Annotated in this window: 20 protein-coding genes, 2 tRNA genes and 1 riboswitch; of the genes, 8 read left to right on the plus strand and 14 right to left on the minus strand. The window is 54.0% G+C overall.

The features are described from left to right. Positions 1-23: 23 nt before the first annotated feature. A complete protein-coding gene (mgsA, locus tag ACOT0L_RS07355; RefSeq protein ID WP_003858146.1) occupies positions 24-482 on the minus strand; it encodes a methylglyoxal synthase in 459 nt (152 codons plus the stop codon). Between the two features lie 80 nt (positions 483-562). Next, positions 563-1,225 carry a curli synthesis inhibitor gene (csgI, locus tag ACOT0L_RS07360; protein WP_023305822.1) on the minus strand — a complete coding sequence of 221 codons (663 nt, stop codon included), beginning with the start codon at positions 1,223-1,225 and terminating at the stop codon, positions 563-565. Positions 1,226-1,396: 171 nt separating this feature from the next. Between csgI and ACOT0L_RS07365 the strand changes: the two genes are divergently transcribed. Further along, complete coding sequence (locus ACOT0L_RS07365; protein ID WP_006809337.1) at positions 1,397-1,810, plus strand: CoA-binding protein; 414 nt, start codon at positions 1,397-1,399, stop codon at positions 1,808-1,810. Between the two features lie 32 nt (positions 1,811-1,842). Here ACOT0L_RS07365 and hspQ read toward each other — a convergent pair whose 3' ends face one another. Both hspQ and rlmI read right to left on the minus strand, forming a co-directional pair. After that, positions 1,843-2,160, minus strand: a complete 318-nt coding sequence (hspQ, locus tag ACOT0L_RS07370) for a heat shock protein HspQ (protein ID WP_003858136.1) — start codon at positions 2,158-2,160, stop codon at positions 1,843-1,845. 60 nt (positions 2,161-2,220) lie between these two features. Then, on the minus strand, positions 2,221-3,411 hold the full coding sequence (gene rlmI / locus ACOT0L_RS07375; RefSeq protein ID WP_023299749.1) for a 23S rRNA (cytosine(1962)-C(5))-methyltransferase RlmI: 1,191 nt from the start codon (positions 3,409-3,411) through the stop codon (positions 2,221-2,223). A 93-nt stretch (positions 3,412-3,504) separates the two neighbouring features. On the opposite strand from rlmI, the gene yccX reads away from it, so the two are divergent. Next, the gene (gene yccX, locus ACOT0L_RS07380) at positions 3,505-3,786 is read left to right on the plus strand and encodes an acylphosphatase (RefSeq protein WP_003858131.1); all 282 of its coding nucleotides are present in this window, start codon (positions 3,505-3,507) and stop codon (positions 3,784-3,786) included. Here yccX and tusE read toward each other — a convergent pair. Next, positions 3,783-4,112, minus strand: a complete 330-nt coding sequence (tusE, locus tag ACOT0L_RS07385) for a sulfurtransferase TusE (RefSeq protein ID WP_003858129.1) — start codon at positions 4,110-4,112, stop codon at positions 3,783-3,785. The two genes, yccX and tusE, sit on opposite strands and share 4 nt — an antisense overlap. Before the next feature lie 88 nt (positions 4,113-4,200). Continuing rightward, on the minus strand, positions 4,201-4,860 hold the full coding sequence (gene yccA / locus ACOT0L_RS07390; RefSeq protein WP_003858127.1) for an FtsH protease modulator YccA: 660 nt from the start codon (positions 4,858-4,860) through the stop codon (positions 4,201-4,203). A 270-nt stretch (positions 4,861-5,130) separates the two neighbouring features. On the opposite strand from yccA, the gene ACOT0L_RS07395 reads away from it, so the two are divergent. Beyond that, a complete protein-coding gene (locus ACOT0L_RS07395) occupies positions 5,131-6,759 on the plus strand; it encodes an ABC transporter substrate-binding protein (protein WP_126502943.1) in 1,629 nt (542 codons plus the stop codon). A gap of 144 nt (positions 6,760-6,903) precedes the next feature. Further along, positions 6,904-6,991 (plus strand) — tRNA-Ser (locus tag ACOT0L_RS07400). Here ACOT0L_RS07400 and ACOT0L_RS07405 read toward each other — a convergent pair. Genes ACOT0L_RS07405 through ACOT0L_RS07415 form a run of 3 tightly spaced genes read right to left on the minus strand, consistent with a single transcriptional unit; the run spans position 6,978 to position 9,846 of the window. Continuing rightward, entirely contained in the window at positions 6,978-7,814 is an 837-nt protein-coding gene (locus tag ACOT0L_RS07405; RefSeq protein WP_226856320.1) for an ABC transporter ATP-binding protein, read from the minus strand. The two genes, ACOT0L_RS07400 and ACOT0L_RS07405, sit on opposite strands and share 14 nt — an antisense overlap. Further along, positions 7,811-8,842, minus strand: coding sequence for a FecCD family ABC transporter permease (locus ACOT0L_RS07410; protein WP_038415793.1), 1,032 nt, complete (start codon positions 8,840-8,842; stop codon positions 7,811-7,813). The genes ACOT0L_RS07405 and ACOT0L_RS07410 overlap by 4 nt, the downstream gene beginning before the upstream one ends. Then, positions 8,839-9,846, minus strand: a complete 1,008-nt coding sequence (locus ACOT0L_RS07415; RefSeq protein ID WP_126502942.1) for an ABC transporter substrate-binding protein — start codon at positions 9,844-9,846, stop codon at positions 8,839-8,841. The genes ACOT0L_RS07410 and ACOT0L_RS07415 overlap by 4 nt, the downstream gene beginning before the upstream one ends. Positions 9,847-10,019: 173 nt before the next feature. On the opposite strand from ACOT0L_RS07415, the gene ACOT0L_RS07420 reads away from it, so the two are divergent. After that, a complete protein-coding gene (locus tag ACOT0L_RS07420) occupies positions 10,020-11,633 on the plus strand; it encodes a mechanosensitive ion channel family protein (RefSeq protein WP_023299754.1) in 1,614 nt (537 codons plus the stop codon). A 31-nt stretch (positions 11,634-11,664) separates the two neighbouring features. Here ACOT0L_RS07420 and ACOT0L_RS07425 read toward each other — a convergent pair whose 3' ends face one another. Further along, positions 11,665-12,192, minus strand: a complete 528-nt coding sequence (locus tag ACOT0L_RS07425) for a helix-turn-helix domain-containing protein (protein ID WP_023305829.1) — start codon at positions 12,190-12,192, stop codon at positions 11,665-11,667. 17 nt (positions 12,193-12,209) lie between these two features. Beyond that, entirely contained in the window at positions 12,210-13,061 is an 852-nt protein-coding gene (locus ACOT0L_RS07430; protein WP_023299756.1) for a hypothetical protein, read from the minus strand. Positions 13,062-13,338: 277 nt separating this feature from the next. On the opposite strand from ACOT0L_RS07430, the gene ACOT0L_RS07435 reads away from it, so the two are divergent. After that, a tRNA-Ser gene (locus tag ACOT0L_RS07435) sits at positions 13,339-13,426 on the plus strand. Between the two features lie 42 nt (positions 13,427-13,468). On the opposite strand, the gene ACOT0L_RS07440 is transcribed toward ACOT0L_RS07435, so the two are convergent. Beyond that, positions 13,469-14,470, minus strand: a complete 1,002-nt coding sequence (locus ACOT0L_RS07440) for a magnesium transporter (RefSeq protein ID WP_063137575.1) — start codon at positions 14,468-14,470, stop codon at positions 13,469-13,471. Positions 14,471-14,530: 60 nt separating this feature from the next. Beyond that, a riboswitch (M-box (ykoK) riboswitch) is annotated at positions 14,531-14,700 on the minus strand. 158 nt (positions 14,701-14,858) lie between these two features. Between ACOT0L_RS07440 and ACOT0L_RS07445 the strand changes: the two genes are divergently transcribed. Then, positions 14,859-15,359, plus strand: a complete 501-nt coding sequence (locus ACOT0L_RS07445) for a DedA family protein (protein ID WP_045622219.1) — start codon at positions 14,859-14,861, stop codon at positions 15,357-15,359. 105 nt (positions 15,360-15,464) lie between these two features. Then, complete coding sequence (gene agp / locus ACOT0L_RS07450) at positions 15,465-16,706, plus strand: bifunctional glucose-1-phosphatase/inositol phosphatase (protein WP_126290738.1); 1,242 nt, start codon at positions 15,465-15,467, stop codon at positions 16,704-16,706. 31 nt (positions 16,707-16,737) lie between these two features. Here agp and ACOT0L_RS07455 read toward each other — a convergent pair whose 3' ends face one another. Both ACOT0L_RS07455 and wrbA read right to left on the minus strand, forming a co-directional pair. Next, positions 16,738-16,965: a YccJ family protein gene (locus ACOT0L_RS07455; RefSeq protein WP_022647674.1), complete on the minus strand. Its 228-nt coding sequence runs from the start codon at positions 16,963-16,965 to the stop codon at positions 16,738-16,740. An 18-nt stretch (positions 16,966-16,983) separates the two neighbouring features. Then, positions 16,984-17,580 (minus strand): NAD(P)H:quinone oxidoreductase, encoded by a 597-nt coding sequence (wrbA, locus tag ACOT0L_RS07460; protein ID WP_022647675.1) that lies wholly within the window; start codon positions 17,578-17,580, stop codon positions 16,984-16,986. Between the last annotated feature and the right edge of the window lie 172 nt (positions 17,581-17,752).

Here is a 17,752-nt window from a genome sequence, read left to right on the forward strand (position 1 = left end):
GCGCAGCGCCACCGGGCAAAAAACTACTTCAGTCTCTCCGCAAGATAACGCTGATAATCCGGGATCAAAATCTCCACCGGATCGTTAAACTGCGGCGATTCAATGATGAAATCTGCCGTTGAAAGATTGGTGGCTACCGGAATGTTCCATACCGTCGCCAGACGCAGCAGCGCTTTAACGTCCGGATCATGCGGAACCGCGTTCAGCGGATCCCAGAAGAATATCAGAACGTCAATTTTACCTTCCGAAATCTGAGCGCCGACCTGCTGGTCACCCCCCATCGGGCCGCTCAGCATGGCATTCACTTCCAGACCAGTTTCGCGGTGGATCAGGTTGCCGGTTGTTCCCGTGGCAGAAAGGGCATGATGCTGTAAAAGAGGCTGATGGCGACGAACCCAGTTAAGCAGCATTTGTTTACAGTGATCGTGCGCAACCAGAGCAATGTGCTTGCGCGCCGGAAGTGTGCGTGTTGTCAGTTCCATAATCTTATCCGTGAGGTTACCTCGCTACACGATGACGGGAACTGACTGATGCTGCAAGAGAAAGGACGAAAAAATGTGGCTTACGACGAAGGTTGTCGTTTCGCCCATTGCAGAAAACGGGCGCGCGTGTCCGGATCGGCATTCTGGAACCAGAATTTGAGGCGTTGCTCAGTAAGGGTCTGCGACTGAGGAGGGAGTACATCCAGCTCCGATACGCCCGAAAGCAGGGTACTGTCATCCGCCATCATGGTGGCGAACTGGGGCAGGGAGGCGCGCCTGCTGGCTCTGTTATAGATCTCCGTGTCTGCTTCGTAATCTGTTCCTTTTGGCCTTTTTGTCAGCGCCAGGATATCCAGCTTTACCGGGATGGGCATAGAATCCCCGTCCACCAGCTCAATGCGCGGTGAGGCATCAAATGCCAGTGACTCTTTTTCTGTCTCAAGGTGCGGGAGACGAAAATTGACCTGGCTGATGCGTTGGGTATTAAAGCTGACCACCAGCGGAGGCGAAATGTACACCTGCTGTTCGTTGTCGGCGAGGCGAATCGTCTTTTCAACCCGAAAAACCACCTGATGCGGGCCATTATCCAGCTCGATGCTGTCTGCGCCCCGCAGCAGGGAGCTGGAGACTTTTTTCCCGTCCAGCACCAGCAGGTCAATGTCGGTTGAGAGTCTGAGGGTGGTTGCGAAAACACAAACCGGCATGATTAACGCAACCACAGCCCAGGCAATGCCGGTTTTCATAGCAGACTCCTGTAGACAAACTACCTGGTAAGAATGTATCAAAATTTTTCGATAAACACGTTTACTAACATATAGACATATTTTGCCGTTTTGCCCTCATACTTCTGTATGGGATGCGTGGTTGAGATGTCTGCTTTGACGTACACTTTGAAAAAAACCAGGAGGAACAGCATGAAAGAGAACGACATTGTCGAGATTCTGACGTCCACGCGCACTATCGCGCTGGTCGGCGCGAGCGATAAACCGGATCGCCCAAGCTATCGGGTCATGAAATACCTTCTGGACCAGGGATATCACGTGATCCCGGTCTCGCCGAAGGTGGCGGGGAAAACGCTGCTGGGTCAGCAGGGCTATGCGACGCTCGCGGACGTGCCGGAAAAGGTGGATATGGTGGACGTTTTCCGTAATTCAGAGGCGGCCTGGGGCGTGGCGCAGGAGGCGATTGCCATCGGCGCGAAAACGCTGTGGATGCAGCTGGGCGTGATTAATGAGCAGGCGGCCGTGCTGGCACGCGATGCCGGGCTGAAGGTGGTGATGGATCGCTGTCCGGCAATCGACATCCCCCGTCTGGGGCTGGCAAAATAAAAAAAGCCCGCTTGACGGGCTTTTTTACACCTTTAGTTACGCAGTCTGGGCGCCTGTAACTGTTTGCGGATGGTCTGAGCAAGCTCGTCCATAGTGGGTTGTTCCGGATGCTCATCCTGTAGTTCACCACTCAGCTGCGCTTCGGCAAGATAGGTATGGACAGGCTGACCATCGTCGCCCTCCATAACCACATGATACCAGGGCGCGGCGCGAAGCTCTGCGTCAACGGCCAGATCGTCTGCTGACGGTTCATCAAGGGAATACTCCGGGTCGATATCCACGACCACACCCAAATATCCAAGCAAGGTGTGGCGGACCTGCTGGCCGATACCGAATTTGCTGGCAATCATAGTCACCTCCCGGGAAACATTACATACACACTATGTGCGGGCAATATTTCTCTTTTCAAGTTACATGACGCGACAGGCAAACCCTTTCAGATACAGCCCTTCCGGGTAGGTAGCGATCACCGGGTGATCGGCGGCCTGACGGAACTGCTCTATAAATTGTACATCACGACCCGCATCTATTGCGGCATCGGCGATGATTTTTTGGAATAAATCTGTCGTCATCAGGCCTGAACAGGAGAACGTCAGCAGCACGCCGCCCGGGTTCAGCAGCTGGATCGCCAGCATGTTGATGTCTTTATAGCCACGGCAGGCGCCCATCAGCTGGCTTTTATTTTCTACAAACTTCGGCGGGTCCATCACGATAACGTCAAATTTCTCGCCCTGGTCGCGGTATTTACGCAGCAGTTTGAACACGTCGTCGCGCACAAACTCCGCTTTGCTCAGATCCAGCTTGTTCAGCTCAACGTTCTGTTTCGCCACATCCAGCGCTTCCTGTGAGGTGTCGACGCTCACAACCTGGGCACAGCCGCCCATCAGGGCAGAGACCGCAAAGCCGCCGGTATAGGAGAAGCAGTTCAGCACGCGCTTATCGGCAACGTACTGGCGCGTTGCCAGACGGCTGTCACGCTGGTCGAGGTAATAACCGGTCTTATGGCCGCCCTGGATATCCACCAGCAACTTCATGCCGTGCTCCTCGATAGGCAGCAGGGCAGGCGGCAGTTCGCCGGTGACCGGGCCCTGGGTCAGCTCCATGCCCTCTTTTTTACGTACCGCCACGTCGCTGCGGTCGTAAATGGCACATTCCGGGAACAGGGTTTGCAGGGCGCTAATTAGCGCAGCACGCTGGTATTCCGCCCCGGCGCTCAGCAGCTGCAACACCAGGAAATTGCCGAAGCGGTCAATGGTCACGCCCGGCAGCCCGTCGGATTCACCGGCAATCAGACGATAGCTGTCCAGCCCGTCACGCTTTGCCAGCCACTCGCGCCACTGCTGCGCCTGTTGCAGACGACGGACAAAGAAGTCGATATCGATGGCTTCTTCTTTATCGAACGTCCAGACGCGCGCGCGGATCTGAGATGCAGGCGAGTATGCGCCGCGTGCTAACCATTTCCCCTGATGGTCAACAATATCGATGGTTTCACCGAGGCTGGCTTTACCTTCCATGCGGGCAACCGCGCCGGAAAAGACCCAGGGATGGCGGCGCAGTAATGACTTCTCGCGCCCTTTGGCTAACACTAAACGTACACTCATAATTTGCTATTCTGTCGATTCCAATGAAATGGCCGCCATTTTCCCGACTTCAGCGAGGAAATGCAACGCGCCAGTCGGATAAGGAGAAGGATGATGTCAAATGTATGCACCATTGCCTGGGTCCATGGCCTTGTACAGGGCGTCGGATTCCGCTACAGCACCCAGCGCGAAGCCCTTCAGCTCGGACTGACGGGGTATGCGCGTAACATGGATGATGGCAGCGTGGAGGTTGTGGCCTGCGGTGAGGCGGATCGGGTAGAGAAGCTGGTGGCGTGGCTGAAAGCGGGCGGACCGCGCAGCGCGCGGGTTGATAAGGTGCTAACGGAACCGCATCAACCCGGCCGGGAATACGCTGACTTCAGTATTCGCTATTAAATGCATTTTACCGGCTTTGGCAGGCCGGCAATTTTTGTCGCCTGTTTAGCCGGGCCTTTCGGAAACAGGCGATACAGATAACGGCTGTTGCCTTTCTCTTCGCCAAATTTATTCGCCATGGCTTTGACCAGCATGCGGATAGCCGGAGAGGTGTTGAATTCGAGGTAGAATTCGCGCACAAAGCGCACCACTTCCCAGTGTTCCGGGGAGAGGGTAATTCCTTCGTTTTCCGCAATTTTCTCCGCCAGCGCTTCGCTCCACTGGCTGCTCTCTTTCAGATAACCGTCGTTATCGGTTTCGATCTCTTTGCCTTCAAAACTCAACATATTCATTCACGCGTTAGTCAAAAACCGCCTCAGTCTACCAAAAAAACAAAGCCCCGCATAAGCGGGGCTTTGTTCACAGCACGGTGAGTTAATCGCGGCTGGCGAAGCCCAGGATACTCAGCAGGCTGACAAAAATATTGTACAGCGACACATACAGGCTCACGGTGGCGCGGATATAGTTCGTCTCACCGCCGTGAATGATGTTGCTGGTTTCATACAGGATTGCGCCGGATGAAATCAGGATAAACACCGCGCTGATTGCCAGATGCAGAGCAGGCAATTGCAGGAAGATGTTCGCCAGCATACCGACCAGCACAATCACGATACCCGCCATCAGCATACCGCCGAGGAAGGACATGTCCTTACGGGTGGTCAGCACGTAGGCCGAGCAGCAGAAGAACACCAGCGCGGTACCGCCCAGCGCCATACCAATCACGTCGCCCATTCCGGCAGACAGATAGGCGTTCAGGATTGGCCCCAAAATGTAGCCCAGGAAGCCGGTGAAGGCGAAAGCGGAGAGAATACCCACCGGTTTATCCGCGGTTTTATAGGTCAGGAACATCAGACCATACATACCCACCAGCGTCAGGATCAGGCCCGGAGAAGGCAGCATCAGTACGGTGCTGGCCGTCGCGGTGATAGCCGAAAACGCCAGCGTAAGGCTGAGCATGAAATAGGTATTGCGCAGCACCTTATGGGTGCTGAGTAGCGATGTGCGGTCGCGTGAAGAAGTAATTATACGATCCATGAGTCACTCTCTTATGACAGATGTAATTAGCGCAAAGAATAGGAAACGGCGCGGCAGACGCAAAGTGGTTTTACCCATCTTTACTCAGCCCCTTAGGGATTATGCTGGTTTTTTATTCTGGTAAAGCCTTTGTACTCAGAATGAAGTGCGGTATGCAAGGCGTATTCAGATCAACCTCTTATAGGTCACTGAAAAATATTGCGTTATTTCCCTAAGGCCGCTAAGAGTTATTTCCGGATCGTCATAAAAACAGACAATAAGGCGAAGGAAATGAAACCACAAACACGCATGCACTTTACGCTCTCTTTGTTAACCGCAGGGGTCCTGTGCGCCAGCACGGCAACCTGGGCGGCTAACGTGCCAGCAGGAACCCAGCTGGCAGATAAGCAGGAACTGGTCAGGAACAACGGCAGTGAACCCGCCTCGCTCGACCCGCATAAAGTCGAAAGCGATGTCGAATTCAATATTATCAGTGATTTATTCGACGGGCTGGTCAGCGTCTCTCCGGCAGGTGAAATCCAGCCGCGCCTGGCGGAGAAATGGGAAAATAAAGATAACACCGTCTGGACTTTCCATCTGCGCCCGGGCATAACCTGGAGCGATGGCACTCCCGTCACCGCGGAAGATATTGTCTGGAGCTGGCAGCGACTGGTCGACCCGAAAACCGTCTCTCCGTATGCCAGCTATCCCGGCAGTATGCGTATCGTCAACGGCACTGATATCGCAGAAGGCAAAAAAGCACCCGAGTCGCTGGGCGTGAAAGCCATCAATGACACCACGCTGGAAGTGACGCTCACCCAGCCAAATGCTGCTTTCCTGGCGATGCTGGCTCACCCGTCTCTGGTGCCGATAGATAAAGTCCTGGTAGGTCGTTTCGGTGATAAGTGGACCAAACCGGAGCACTTCGTCAGCAGCGGGGCCTATAAACTGTCACAGTGGGTGGTGAACGAACGCATTGTGGCGGTGCGAAACCCGAAATACTGGGATAACGAACATACCGTCATCAACAAGGTGACCTATCTGCCCATTTCCTCCGAAGCCGCTGACGTCAACCGCTACAAAGCGGGCGAAATCGACATCGCCTACACGGTGCCGATCAACCAGTTTGCTCAGCTGAAGAAAACGCTGGGGAACGAGCTGGACGTATCGCCGCAGCTTGCCACCTATTATTACGAATTCAACACCACCCGGCCGCCGTTCAGCGACGCCCGCGTGCGTAAGGCGCTGAATCTGGCGCTGGATAAAGATATTATCGCCGGGAAAGTTTTAGGGCAGGGGCAACGCCCGGCATGGCTCATCAGCCAGCCGGATATTGGCGGCGTCAAGTTACAGAACCCTGATTACGCCAGCTGGCCGATGGATAAACGCATTGCCGAGGCGAAAAAACTGCTGGCCGAAGCCGGATTTAATGACAGCCATCCGCTCAGCTTTAATCTCCTCTATAACACCTCGGAATCGCACCAGCGTATTGCGATTGCCGCCAGCTCGATGTGGAAGAAGAACCTCGGCGTAGAGGCGAAGCTGCAAAACCAGGAGTGGAAAACCATGCTTGATACCATGCACACCCATAACTTTGACGCGGTGCGCTACGCCTGGATTGCTGATTACGATGACGCCGCAACCTTCCTGAATAACTTCCGTACCGGTGACAGCCAAAACACCACTCAGTACAGCAATCCGGAATACGATCTGGCTCTGGTGAATGCGGCGAAGGCGAAAACGGCGGAGGAGCGCGGTAAGTTCTACCAGCAGGCAGAAGATCTGCTGGGGCGCGATGTGCCGGCGATCCCTGTCTATCACTACGTGCGCACGCACCTGGTGAAACCGTGGGTAGGGGGCTTCACGCCGGATAAGCTTGGCTACTACTACACCAAAGATATGTACATCAAAAAGCACTAACGATCTGCGGTGGATATTATGCTGGTAAAACGGCCAATCTGTTGTCTATTCAACCGATTAAACGCATTTTGGCTATTTTTAAAGCGAACGAATGCGCGCACCCTTTACAGCGCGCGGTGAGGTGTTTATAGTTCGCCTCACTTAGGAAGCGTGGCCGAGCGGTTGAAGGCACCGGTCTTGAAAACCGGCGACCCGAAAGGGTTCTAGAGTTCGAATCTCTACGCTTCCGCCAAATTCGAAACCCCTGCGATAGCAATATCGCAGGGGTTTTTGCTTTTGTTCTGGCTCTCCGCCATGTTACCCATGTTATAGCTTATCGTGATCCCGGCGTCGGCCTTACAGACCTGAGCTTTTACGCACCATGTATCCGCGATGTTCGAGGGCGTCAGCACCGCTTCGGGCGCACCCGTGGCTGCGATCTGCCCGGCCTTCAGGAGGATCAGACGCTGGCAATAATTGGCCGCAAGATTGAGATCGTGCAGTGCAACCACCACCGTAAGCGGCAGCTGTGAAACGAGCCGCATCAGGTCCAGCTGGTGCTGAATGTCCAGGTGGTTTGTCGGTTCATCGAGCAACAGCACCTGCGGCTGCTGGGCCAGCGCGCGGGCTATCTGGCTTCGCTGGCGCTCTCCGCCAGACAAAGAGTGCCATCGCCGCTGGCGTAAGCTGCATAACTGCATCAGGCCAATCGCCTGTTCAACCGCAGCCTCATCGTCGCGCGTGGTTCTCTGGAATGTTTTCCGGTAGGGCGTACGCCCCAGCCTGACCATATCCTCAACGGTCAGTTCCCCGTCGACCTCAGCATGTTGCGGGACAAACGCCATGTGCTGCGCCCGTATTTTCAGCGGCATCAAGCCAAGCGTTGTGCCATTAAGCGCAACACGTTCGCTGTGTCGTGGAAACAGCCCGGCGAGGCAGCGCAGCAGCGTCGACTTGCCTGAGCCGTTTGGCCCTAACAGGCCGACAATCTGCCCGGATGGCAGGTCGAGATCGATATCCTTAAGCACCGTCTGCGCCTGTCGGGTTACGGTTAACCCGGCCACTGTTATATTCATGGATGCTCCTTTCGGTTTTGATAAAGCAACGCCACAAAGACGGGGGCGCCCACCAGCGCAGTCACCACCCCGATGGGCAGAACCTGGTGCACGATCAGCGTGCGTGAGACGATATCGGCAAGGATCATAAAGTGGGCGCCGATGAGAAACGTCAGCGGGATCGAGCGGCGATGGCCCGGCCCGCATAGCATGCGCGTCACATGGGGAATGACCAGCCCGACAAACCCCACTGCGCCTGTGGCGCTCACCAACGTGGCGGTGACAACGGCACAGGTCAGCAATAAGACAATACGCACGGCGGTAACCGGGATCCCCAGCGTGGTGGAGACCTCATCCCCGAAGGTGAAGGTGTCCAGCGCCCGGGAAAAGAGCAATACCACCAGTAAACCCGCAAGCGTAACGGCCAGCGCCAGCAGCGCGTCAGGCCAGCGCACGCCGCTCAGACTCCCCATCAGCCAGAACATGACGCTACGGGACTGCTCGGCATTGGCGGACGTGCTGACGACGTACGCGGTCATGGCGTTGAAGAGCTGGGTGCCCGCAATACCGGCCAGCAAAATGCGCGACGGGCTTTCACTCATCCCGTTTGTAATCACCATGATGAGCGCAAAGGCGGCGCAGGAGCCGACAAACGCACCGCTGCTCACGCCAATCACGCTTCCCCCCATGCCGAGAAGCATCACGCAGACGGCCCCCAGCGAGGCGCCCGCGGAAATCCCCAACAGATAAGGCTCAGCCAGAGGGTTACGCAGGATCGACTGTAACACCAGCCCGCACAGCGCCAGGCCACCGCCGCTGCACGCGGCCATCACTGCCCGGCTCATGCGATATTGCCAGACGATACCCTCCTCCGTTTGTGGCAACGCATAAGAGGTCAAACCCAGTCCGTTGAGGATCGCTTTCCCGGTACTGGCATACGACACCGGCATATCACCGATACTGGCGGCAAAAACCAGCATTAGCGGCAGCGCCATGACGCCTGCTGCCAGTAAACCTTGCTGGCGGCGGTCAAAAGCGAAATGACTCATTGTTCATCCTGGAAAGAAGCCAGCCGATCGCTGATAAGCTCAACCGCATCGACGATACGTAATGAAGGGTTTAACGACATTGCCGGCACCACAATAATGTGGTTGTTCCTGACCGCAGGCATGTTCTTCGTCACCGGGTCATTACGCAAGAATGCTTTTTTTACTTCAACGTCATCGGCAGGGTAGAGCCTGCGGGACATCCCGGCGATAACAATCACGTCCGGCTGCGACTGGGCAATATGTTCCCAGGTTACAGCCGGCCATTCGTCATGAGAGTCAATAATGTTCTTCAACCCCAGCGTGCGGCTGATCCAGCCAGGCGCGCCGTAATTCCCCGCCACCCAGGGATCGCCATTCAGACGGCTACTTGAGAACCAGAATACGACGCGAAGCGGTTTCGCTGAGACGCGCGCCTGGGCCTTTTTGATACGTTCCGTCAGCGTATGATTAAGCTGCTCACCTCGCGCGGAAACATCAAATATCGTCGCCAGATCTGTCACTTCCCGTGTGATTTCGGCCAGCGAAAACGGCGCGCTGCGTGCTCCGTCTGCGTTTGACGTTTCCGTCACCGCTTTATCCGTGCAGTCGGCAGGAGAGATCCACGTATTAATCCCCAGCGAGGCAAACTGCTCACGGGTTCCCACTTCTCCCTGCGGACCAATGTGCCAGTGATACTGCGCGAGAACGAGCTCAGGTTTCTGTCCCACCACGGCTTCAAATGAGGGGGAATTATCTGCAAGCCGGGGGATATTTTTCCCGGCATCTGCCAGCGGATCCGGGAGCTTGCCGAACCAGACCGACGTTGCGGCGATCTTTTTCTCCAGCCCCAGTGCGAGCAGTAATTCTGTTTCATGCTGTCCCACGGTCACGACGCGCTGAGGAGCCTGCGCAAAGGTCTGCTTTACGCCGCAATTTTCAATCGTGAGGGGCCAGGAGGTTGCTGAGAAAGCGGCAGGCGCCGTGGAGAGCAATAAAGCCAGAAATAACCCTTTTTTAAGTAACATAGAACATAATCCCAAATTGTTATGTTATAACATAATACATATATTGTGATTGAGAGCAACACGCTCACCGTCGCTTGTTGCAGAAACGAAAGGCTGGACTATTCTCAACATACCCACCTGGCATTCGCGGGTTGCCTGAAAAACAACAAGATTTCTGATCTGGGGTAGTGAGGATGAAAAAGATCCTGCTCGCGTTTGCGTTCTGTTTTGCCTCCCTGAGCGCCTTCTCATCGTATGCCGCTGAGCCCCGCCAGGCACCTTCTGAGCAGGAGCGCGCCCGGACGGTCTATATTTTTCATCAGCCGATCGTCATGCTTCAGGCGAAATTTGGCCTGACCACGCCGGAGGAGCGCGTTTTACGCATCCGCAACACCCTGCGCAATTTTACCGAGGCGGACGTGCGTGAGCCGCTCACTATCGTCCCCGTGACCCGCTATAACCAGCAGGGGCGGCTGATCGTGATGAACGGTAAGCCCGTGATGCTGCTGACGGAAGGGGATTTGGACGAAGGGGACGATCTCACCCTCGATCAGGCCGCGCAGCGCGTGCTGGCGCGCATGGAAGCGCAGAGAATGGCGCTGCGCGATCAATACGATACCGGCTGGCTGGCGCTGTCGACGGTAAAAGCTGCCGCTGGCCTGCTGGCGCTTTTGCTGCTCTGCTATGGCGCCTGGCGATCCTGGCGCTGGTTTCGACGCGTCTACCGTCTGCGTATTGTGGAGAATCGCAGCCGGGTGCCGCAAAGCTGGCGGCGGTACATTGGCGCCATTGAGATTCGGCTTTACGCCTTGCTGATGTTCCTGCTGGGTTTAATCGGCTTTTACGTCTGGCTGAGCTGGGCATTCAGTCTGTTTCCGTGGACGCGGGTGTGGGGCACGTCGCTGGGAGACTGGTCGCTTCGCGTGGTGCAGCAAATTGCCCTGGCGATTGTCTCGGCTTTGCCGGGGCTGACTATTGTTCTGATCATTTTCCTCATTACCGCTTTTATTCTGAAGCTTCTGAGGATGGTGCTGAATCAGGTGGAGGCTGGTCGTCTGCAACTTCCCGGCGTACATCCGGAAACCGTGGGGGCTACCCGTAAGCTCATTTCCGTCGCCGTCTGGCTATTTGCTCTCTCCGCTGCCTGGCCGTTTCTCCCCGGCGCAAACTCACTGGCGTTTAAAGGTATTAGCGTCTTCTTCGGCCTGATGTTAACGCTGGGTTCGGCAGGGGTGATGAACCATGCCATGAGCGGTCTGGTCCTGATTTACTCCCGCGCACTGCGTAAAGGCGATGTCATTCGGGTGGCGGATAACGAAGGTAAGGTCAGTGAAATAGGCATGCTGGCGACCAAAATTATTACCCGGGAAAATTACGTCGTTACCGTGCCCAATGCGGTGGTGGTGAGCGGTAAGATCACCAACCTTAGCGCGCTACAGCCCGATGGCAGCCTCAATCTGACGGTCAGCGTCACTATCGGTTATGACACCCCATGGCGTCAGGTGCATGCCATGCTGGAGCTGGCCGCGAAACGGGCAAAAGGGATTGATCTTTCTGAGCCGCCGCTGGTGCGCCAGTTAGGGTTAATGGACTGGTATATTGCCTACGAGTTGCAGGTTCGTCTGCTGCCCGACCAGTCCCTCGCGGTTGCCCGCAATGAGCTGCATAGCCAGATACAGGATGTGTTTAACGAATTTAACGTGCAGATCATGTCTCCGAATTTTGTTATGCAGCCAGAGGGCAGCGTAATGGTTGCCAAAGAGAACTGGTATACCGCGCCCGCCAAACCCCCTCAGGGCGAAACCTGAGGCCCCGGTTTTCCCAAGGTAAGCCAAAAGATCACAGTTTCTGATCGACAATCGCCGATTTTATACGGGTCATCGCCAGAATGTTTTTTGAACGCATATTCAATTTCTCGAGGATCCTCACGCGGTAGGTGCTGGTCGTTTTTTGTGACAGTTGCAGCTTTTTCGCGATTTCATGATTTTCCATATGGAAAAGCTTTAGCACGTCATATTCGCGTCGGGTAAAGGAGTGTGTCCTGAGCGCCCGATAAAAACGCATCAGCTGCTGAAAAGGGTGAGCAGTAAAATGCATCGACGAATAGATAATATTATCAATTCTCACCGCGCTGTTGGCTTCTATCTCATGCATCAGGACTATGTAATCACGCTTGACTTTTTTGACCTGCTGAATGGTTTTATTGCGTAACTTATCCTGTTCAATCGCAATGATAAAATCCAGCTCGGGATCGACCTCATAAAGATGGTGAATATCCTCCTCATCGCGAATCAAATGGGTAGATGTCAGTGAGCTTGAGACACCGTGGCAAAGGTAATAGTTATCGCTGATAAAAATAAAATTCATAATTAATGGGCAGGGTTTTAGATAAAATTCATTAAAAATCTAAGAGGCTTAATCTGTAGTATTTTCTGCCATACAGCGGCGAGGTCGACGACCCCGGCCATCGACAGCAGAACCAGAATAATCAGCAGCGTAGATAGCGTTATCGCAAACATAAAACGCGTAATTTTTTTCTGCATTTTTTGCTGATGCGTTACCCGCTGGTCCTCTTTTTCATACTCGACCATGGTGGTAATAGCCTGGCCCTGCACGTAGTACACCTTACCCTCTTCGCTGAGATCGCCCGTGATAACGAGCGACTCAAGTAAGAGCGCGATTTTTCTGCTAAACGACTCATTTTTGATATGTTTATACCAAAGTGTGCCGTAAAGCATGGCGATCACTTCCCGCTGGGTGAAACCAGACGAAACGCGCGAAGGGCGCTGGTTGACGTAGTCGGTCACCAGCAGCCTGAGCAAGTTGTAACGGTCCCGGCTGATGGTTTCTGAATCAGATTTCAGGCCAGAAATACAGCGCCCTTTCAGACGAGCAAGGGCCGTTTTTAAGGTGATGATTTTCGTATAATGGTCAAAGGCAAACGGGATAATGCCTTTGTAAGCCTGAAACCCATTGCGCTTATAGTGAATGATTTCAGCCTGCATTTCGCTGATATCTTCCACGCTCATACTGACATCTTCGCTTTTATGCATCGGGCAGAGCACAACGTTGCTGCTTTCGTGCTTCTTCAGAATATAACGCGTATTGTCGGCATCTTTTAAGTACACCAGAAAATAGTCATGCGGGTTGTTTTTTTGCGCACCGTTCTGGATCAGCCACGGCAGAAATTTACGCCAGAGAATAAGTCTGTAGTTATCGGTATCGAATAATTTCATGGAAAATCTCTTATCGCAGTGACCTGCGTGAATAGGGTCTTACAAGGGCATATTGAGGTGGTAATGTTGCACGGATAAGCTGCGGTGTATGAAAAAGAGTCTAGATCACAAACTTTCATTCTAATAAGTTTATGTGATGTAAAAATAAATGTTTACATTTTAGCCAGCCGATGACGAAGAAGTGATCGGAGCGGAAGGGAATGAGGCAAGAAGCTCAACGTAATGCAATTTCCTGCTTTACATCATGCTCAGAGATGTTTATAGTGCGCCTCACTTTGGAAGCGTGGCCGAGCGGTTGAAGGCACCGGTCTTGAAAACCGGCGACCCGAAAGGGTTCTAGAGTTCGAATCTCTACGCTTCCGCCAAATTCGAAAACCCTGCGATAGCAATATCGCAGGGTTTTTTCGTTATTCCAGCCCAAGCGTATACTGTGCGATTTTGAAGTAGATAATGAGCCCGGTACCGTCGATCAGCGTGGCGATAAACGGCGCGGAAACGACCGCCGGGTCGATTTTGCAACGTTTCAATACCATCGGGATCACCGATGAGACAATGGCGCTCCACAGCGTAATGCAGACCAGCGTCAGGCTGACGATAAGCGTGATTTCCATCCCAATGCCCATCATCCAGGCACGAACGCAGCCCGCCAGGCCTAGCGTGGCGGCAATCATTAACGAGGTGCTCATCTCTTTGCGCAGCACGCGACCCACGTCGCGAAGGTGGACTTCACCCAGCGCCATGGCGCGCACCAGCGTCGAGGTAATCTGCGTCCCGCTGTTTCCGCCGGTGCCAATCAGCAGCGGAATAAAGAACGCCAGCGCAATGGCGGATTCCAGCGCCTCTTCAAAATGCTGGATCACCGAGCTGGTATACGCTTCCGCGACAAACAGCAGCAGCAGCCAGACGGAGCGTTTCTTCCACAGGCTAAAGGCGCTGGTTTCCAGATAGGGCTTCTCCAGCGGCAGCGTTGCCCCCTGAAGCTGGGCATCTTCAGTAACGTCATCTTCCAGCAGATGGGCGATTTCACGCTCGGTAAGGCAGCCCACCAGCTTGCCGTGGGTCACCACCGGTACGACATCCGCACCTGCGTGCGCCAGCAACCCGGCGACATCCGCCCGCTCATCTTCCGGTTTAAGCTGGATAAAATCCGATATCATCAGCCCTTTAACGGGCTGTACGGTATCCGTGGCCTGCAATAATTTACGTACGGAAATCAAACCCGCGAGGCGACCGTTGTCTTCGATAAAAATATGTGACGGAATATCATCATCTTTTAATTTTTCAAAGAACTGCTCGCGTGCCAGAGCCACGCATAATGAAATATCAATAACGATAAAATCGGTATTCATATATTGCGCGATGGCGCTGTCGTTAAAAGCCAGATTTTGGTTGTGAATAGCGTAAGACATTGTAACTTCCCTTTGAATAATAAAATCTCTCAGGGGCGAGCAAGACAGGGCATGTCGGAAAGGAGATCCCCACGTCCTGGGTTCAGCACTGTACACCGTATCCCGTAAGGGAAGTTATACTGGCAAAGCCTTGATTCGACAGTGCCTGTTTTACCCTGTGCCGGTTCTCTCGAACCCACCAGAGCGATAACGTGTATTTGTACAGGAGCCTCGCCATAACGAGATCGTTGTAAAACGTGAGGGATAATACGCTTATTTAAAATGGCTGCTGAGGAATTTAAATAATGTTTAAGTATGGTTTAAATGAATATTATTGAATGAATGTTGACGTTTTATTTAACTATTTTCACTTCTAATGGGGAATTCTGATGTTACCGGGGAGAGTAAAATGGCATGGCTGGACACGCTGCTGGATCATTTTGCGCATTATCCAACGCATCTCTTCGCGTTGCTCGTTGTTATGGCACTGAGTAAATCAACGGTACTGATCTCTTCCGTGCTCCCGCCCGCATCGGTCATGCTGCTGGCGGGGATTGCCGTCAGCCAGTCGAGTATGCATCCGGCGCTGACGTGGCTGGCGGTGGTGATGGGCGCTACGGCAGGATCGGTGCTGAATTACCATATCGGCCAGCTGATGGGGCATACCCGGCGAGTGTCACGCTTCACGGCAAAACATGCCGGGAAGTTTTTGCGGGTACAGCGCCAGCTGCATAAAAATGGCCTGCTGGTGTTGTTCACCTCGCGTTTCCTGGCGGTACTGCGCTATATCGTGCCGCTGGCGGCGGGCATGCTCAGGCTGAGCGCGATAAAGGTTTACGCCATCAGCCTGCTTTCAGCCTGCGCATGGGCGGCGCTGTATGTCGGCATCGTCACCGGCATCAGCCTCTGAATCAGCGAGTCACGTATTCATCAGTTTGAGAAATGCTTCCCGAAAAACCTGTCACGAATCTGTCACACTCAAAGCGACATTAAAAAAACGTGTGAGGAATTAGGGATGAGAAAAGCACTACTTGCAGTTGCCGTGGCAGGTACCCTTGCCGTGACCTTTGGCGCACAGGCGCAGGACACACCGGACGGCTATCAGCTGGAACAGGTACTCATCATGAGCCGCCACAACCTGCGTGCGCCGCTCGCCAATAACGGCAGCGTGCTGGAGCAGTCCACGCCGAAGCAGTGGCCGGAGTGGGACGTCCCGGGTGGACAGCTCACCACCAAAGGGGGCGTACTGGAAGTGTATATGGGTCACTATATACGCGAGTGGCTGGCAGAGCAGGGGATGGTGAAGACGGGTGAATGCCCGCAAGCGGATACCGTCTATGCCTACGCCAACAGCCTCCAGCGCACCGTGGCGACCGCGCAGTTCTTTATCACCGGCGCGTTCCCGGGGTGCGATGTGCCTGTGCATCATCAGGAAAAAATGGGCACCATGGACCCCACCTTCAATCCGGTCATTACCGATAATTCCCCTGAGTTTCGTGAGAAAGCGCTGAAAGCGATGGAGACAGAACGGCAGAAAATGCAGCTGGATGAAAGCTACAAACTGCTGGAGCAGCTGACAAACTATAGCGACTCGCCGTCCTGCAAGGAGAAAAAAGTCTGTTCCCTGACGGAGGCGAAAGATACGTTCAGCGCCGATTATGAAAAAGAGCCGGGCGTCTCCGGGCCGCTGAAAGTGGGTAACTCGCTGGTGGATGCGTTCACCCTACAGTATTACGAAGGATTCCCGGCAGACCAGGTGGCATGGGGGGAAATCAAAACCGATCAGCAGTGGCGCGTGCTGTCGAAGCTGAAAAACGGCTACCAGGACTCGCTGTTTACCTCGACGGACGTGGCGCAGAACGTGGCTAAACCGTTGGTGAAGTACATTGATAAAGCGCTGGTGACCGAACAGGCCAAAGCGCCAAAAATTACCCTGCTGGTGGGGCACGACTCCAACATTGCCTCGCTGCTGACCGCGCTGGATTTCAGGCCGTATCAGCTGCACGACCAGCAGGAACGAACCCCGATTGGCGGTAAAATTGTCTTCCAGCGCTGGCATGACAAAAACACTAACCAGGAGCTGATGAAAATTGAGTATGTCTACCAGAGTTCTGAGCAGTTGCGTAATGCCAGCGTGCTGTCGCTGCAATCTCCTGCGCAGCGCGTGACGCTGGAGCTGAAGGGCTGTCCGGTAGATGGCAACGGCTTCTGTCCGATCGATAAATTCAATGTGGTGATGAACAACGCGGCGAAATAGAAGAAAACCCCCGCGCGGGCGGGGGGAACATTCAGACGTTTTTACGTTCGATGGTTTGCTCGCCCCAGAACAGCGAGTCTTTGTCGGTTTTTTCGAAAGCGCGAACCAGCACTTCATCGTTGCCTTCTTCCCAAATCTGCTCAGCCAGCTTTTCGTCATACCTGGCGACTTCAAAGATGGCTTCTGCAATCTCCGGAGAGGTATTGCGTAAACTTGCCCATTCGCCCACGTGGTGAGCTTTGGATTCTTGAGTTGGCATACTTGTCCTCCTGTTGGGTTAGCCGTTCAGTTTTTTGGCAAGACCCGCGACGTATTCACCCTGATAGCGGGCGATCGAAAGTTCTTCATTGCTTGGCTGACGTGAACCATCCCCACCGGCAATGGTTGTCGCGCCATACGGTGTCCCGCCACGAACCTGGGAAACATCGAACAGTTCCTGCGCGCCGTAGCCAATCGGCACAATCACCATCCCATGATGTGCAAGGGTAGTCCAGGTTGAGGTGATCGTCTGCTCCTGGCCGCCGCCTGTGCCGGTAGAGCTGAACACGCTGGCCAGCTTGCCGTATAACGCGCCGGAGGCCCAGAGCCCGCCCGTCTGGTCGAGGAAGGTGCGCATCTGGCCGGACATATTGCCGAAGCGGGTCGGGGTGCCGAAGATAATGGCATCATAGTCCGCGAGCTCCTGCGGGGTGGCGACCTGGGCGTTTTGTGTTTTTCCCCCGGCTTTGGCGAAGGCTTCCGCCTGCATGGTTTCCGGTACGCGTTTAACCACAACCTCAACGCCGTCTACTCTGTTTGCGCCTTCTGCAACTGCGTGAGCCATGGTTTCAATGTGTCCATACATGGAATAATAGAGCACCAGAACTTTTGCCATTTTGCATCACTCCTCGTTGGTTTTTCTTACAGCGGATCGCTGCGTTACTTTAAAGATATGACATCACGGCCAGACTGCAAAAATGAACGGCATTTATTTGATATATAACAATATCTTTTCGTTATGTGCTTTGTAGCAAAATGAAACAACTTTAGCAGCGCTGATTTTTCAA

Source organism: Enterobacter cloacae complex sp. XAL002 (assembly GCF_049236805.1).
GTDB classification, from domain to species: Bacteria; Pseudomonadota; Gammaproteobacteria; order Enterobacterales; family Enterobacteriaceae; genus Enterobacter; species Enterobacter intestinihominis.

Bases quoted from the DNA above. Each gene is read 5' to 3' on its own strand.
- mgsA (WP_003858146.1), bottom strand. From the start codon at position 482: ATGGAACTGACAACACGCACACTTCCGGCGCGCAAGCACATTGCTCTG.
- csgI (WP_023305822.1), bottom strand. From the start codon at position 1,225: ATGAAAACCGGCATTGCCTGGGCTGTGGTTGCGTTAATCATGCCGGTT.
- ACOT0L_RS07365 (WP_006809337.1), top strand. From the start codon at position 1,397: ATGAAAGAGAACGACATTGTCGAGATTCTGACGTCCACGCGCACTATC.
- hspQ (WP_003858136.1), bottom strand. From the start codon at position 2,160: ATGATTGCCAGCAAATTCGGTATCGGCCAGCAGGTCCGCCACACCTTG.
- rlmI (WP_023299749.1), bottom strand. From the start codon at position 3,411: ATGAGTGTACGTTTAGTGTTAGCCAAAGGGCGCGAGAAGTCATTACTG.
- yccX (WP_003858131.1), top strand. From the start codon at position 3,505: ATGTCAAATGTATGCACCATTGCCTGGGTCCATGGCCTTGTACAGGGC.
- tusE (WP_003858129.1), bottom strand. From the start codon at position 4,112: ATGTTGAGTTTTGAAGGCAAAGAGATCGAAACCGATAACGACGGTTAT.
- yccA (WP_003858127.1), bottom strand. From the start codon at position 4,860: ATGGATCGTATAATTACTTCTTCACGCGACCGCACATCGCTACTCAGC.
- ACOT0L_RS07395 (WP_126502943.1), top strand. From the start codon at position 5,131: ATGAAACCACAAACACGCATGCACTTTACGCTCTCTTTGTTAACCGCA.
- ACOT0L_RS07405 (WP_226856320.1), bottom strand. From the start codon at position 7,814: ATGAATATAACAGTGGCCGGGTTAACCGTAACCCGACAGGCGCAGACG.
- ACOT0L_RS07410 (WP_038415793.1), bottom strand. From the start codon at position 8,842: ATGAGTCATTTCGCTTTTGACCGCCGCCAGCAAGGTTTACTGGCAGCA.
- ACOT0L_RS07415 (WP_126502942.1), bottom strand. From the start codon at position 9,846: ATGTTACTTAAAAAAGGGTTATTTCTGGCTTTATTGCTCTCCACGGCG.
- ACOT0L_RS07420 (WP_023299754.1), top strand. From the start codon at position 10,020: ATGAAAAAGATCCTGCTCGCGTTTGCGTTCTGTTTTGCCTCCCTGAGC.
- ACOT0L_RS07425 (WP_023305829.1), bottom strand. From the start codon at position 12,192: ATGAATTTTATTTTTATCAGCGATAACTATTACCTTTGCCACGGTGTC.
- ACOT0L_RS07430 (WP_023299756.1), bottom strand. From the start codon at position 13,061: ATGAAATTATTCGATACCGATAACTACAGACTTATTCTCTGGCGTAAA.
- ACOT0L_RS07440 (WP_063137575.1), bottom strand. From the start codon at position 14,470: ATGTCTTACGCTATTCACAACCAAAATCTGGCTTTTAACGACAGCGCC.
- ACOT0L_RS07445 (WP_045622219.1), top strand. From the start codon at position 14,859: ATGGCATGGCTGGACACGCTGCTGGATCATTTTGCGCATTATCCAACG.
- agp (WP_126290738.1), top strand. From the start codon at position 15,465: ATGAGAAAAGCACTACTTGCAGTTGCCGTGGCAGGTACCCTTGCCGTG.
- ACOT0L_RS07455 (WP_022647674.1), bottom strand. From the start codon at position 16,965: ATGCCAACTCAAGAATCCAAAGCTCACCACGTGGGCGAATGGGCAAGT.
- wrbA (WP_022647675.1), bottom strand. From the start codon at position 17,580: ATGGCAAAAGTTCTGGTGCTCTATTATTCCATGTATGGACACATTGAA.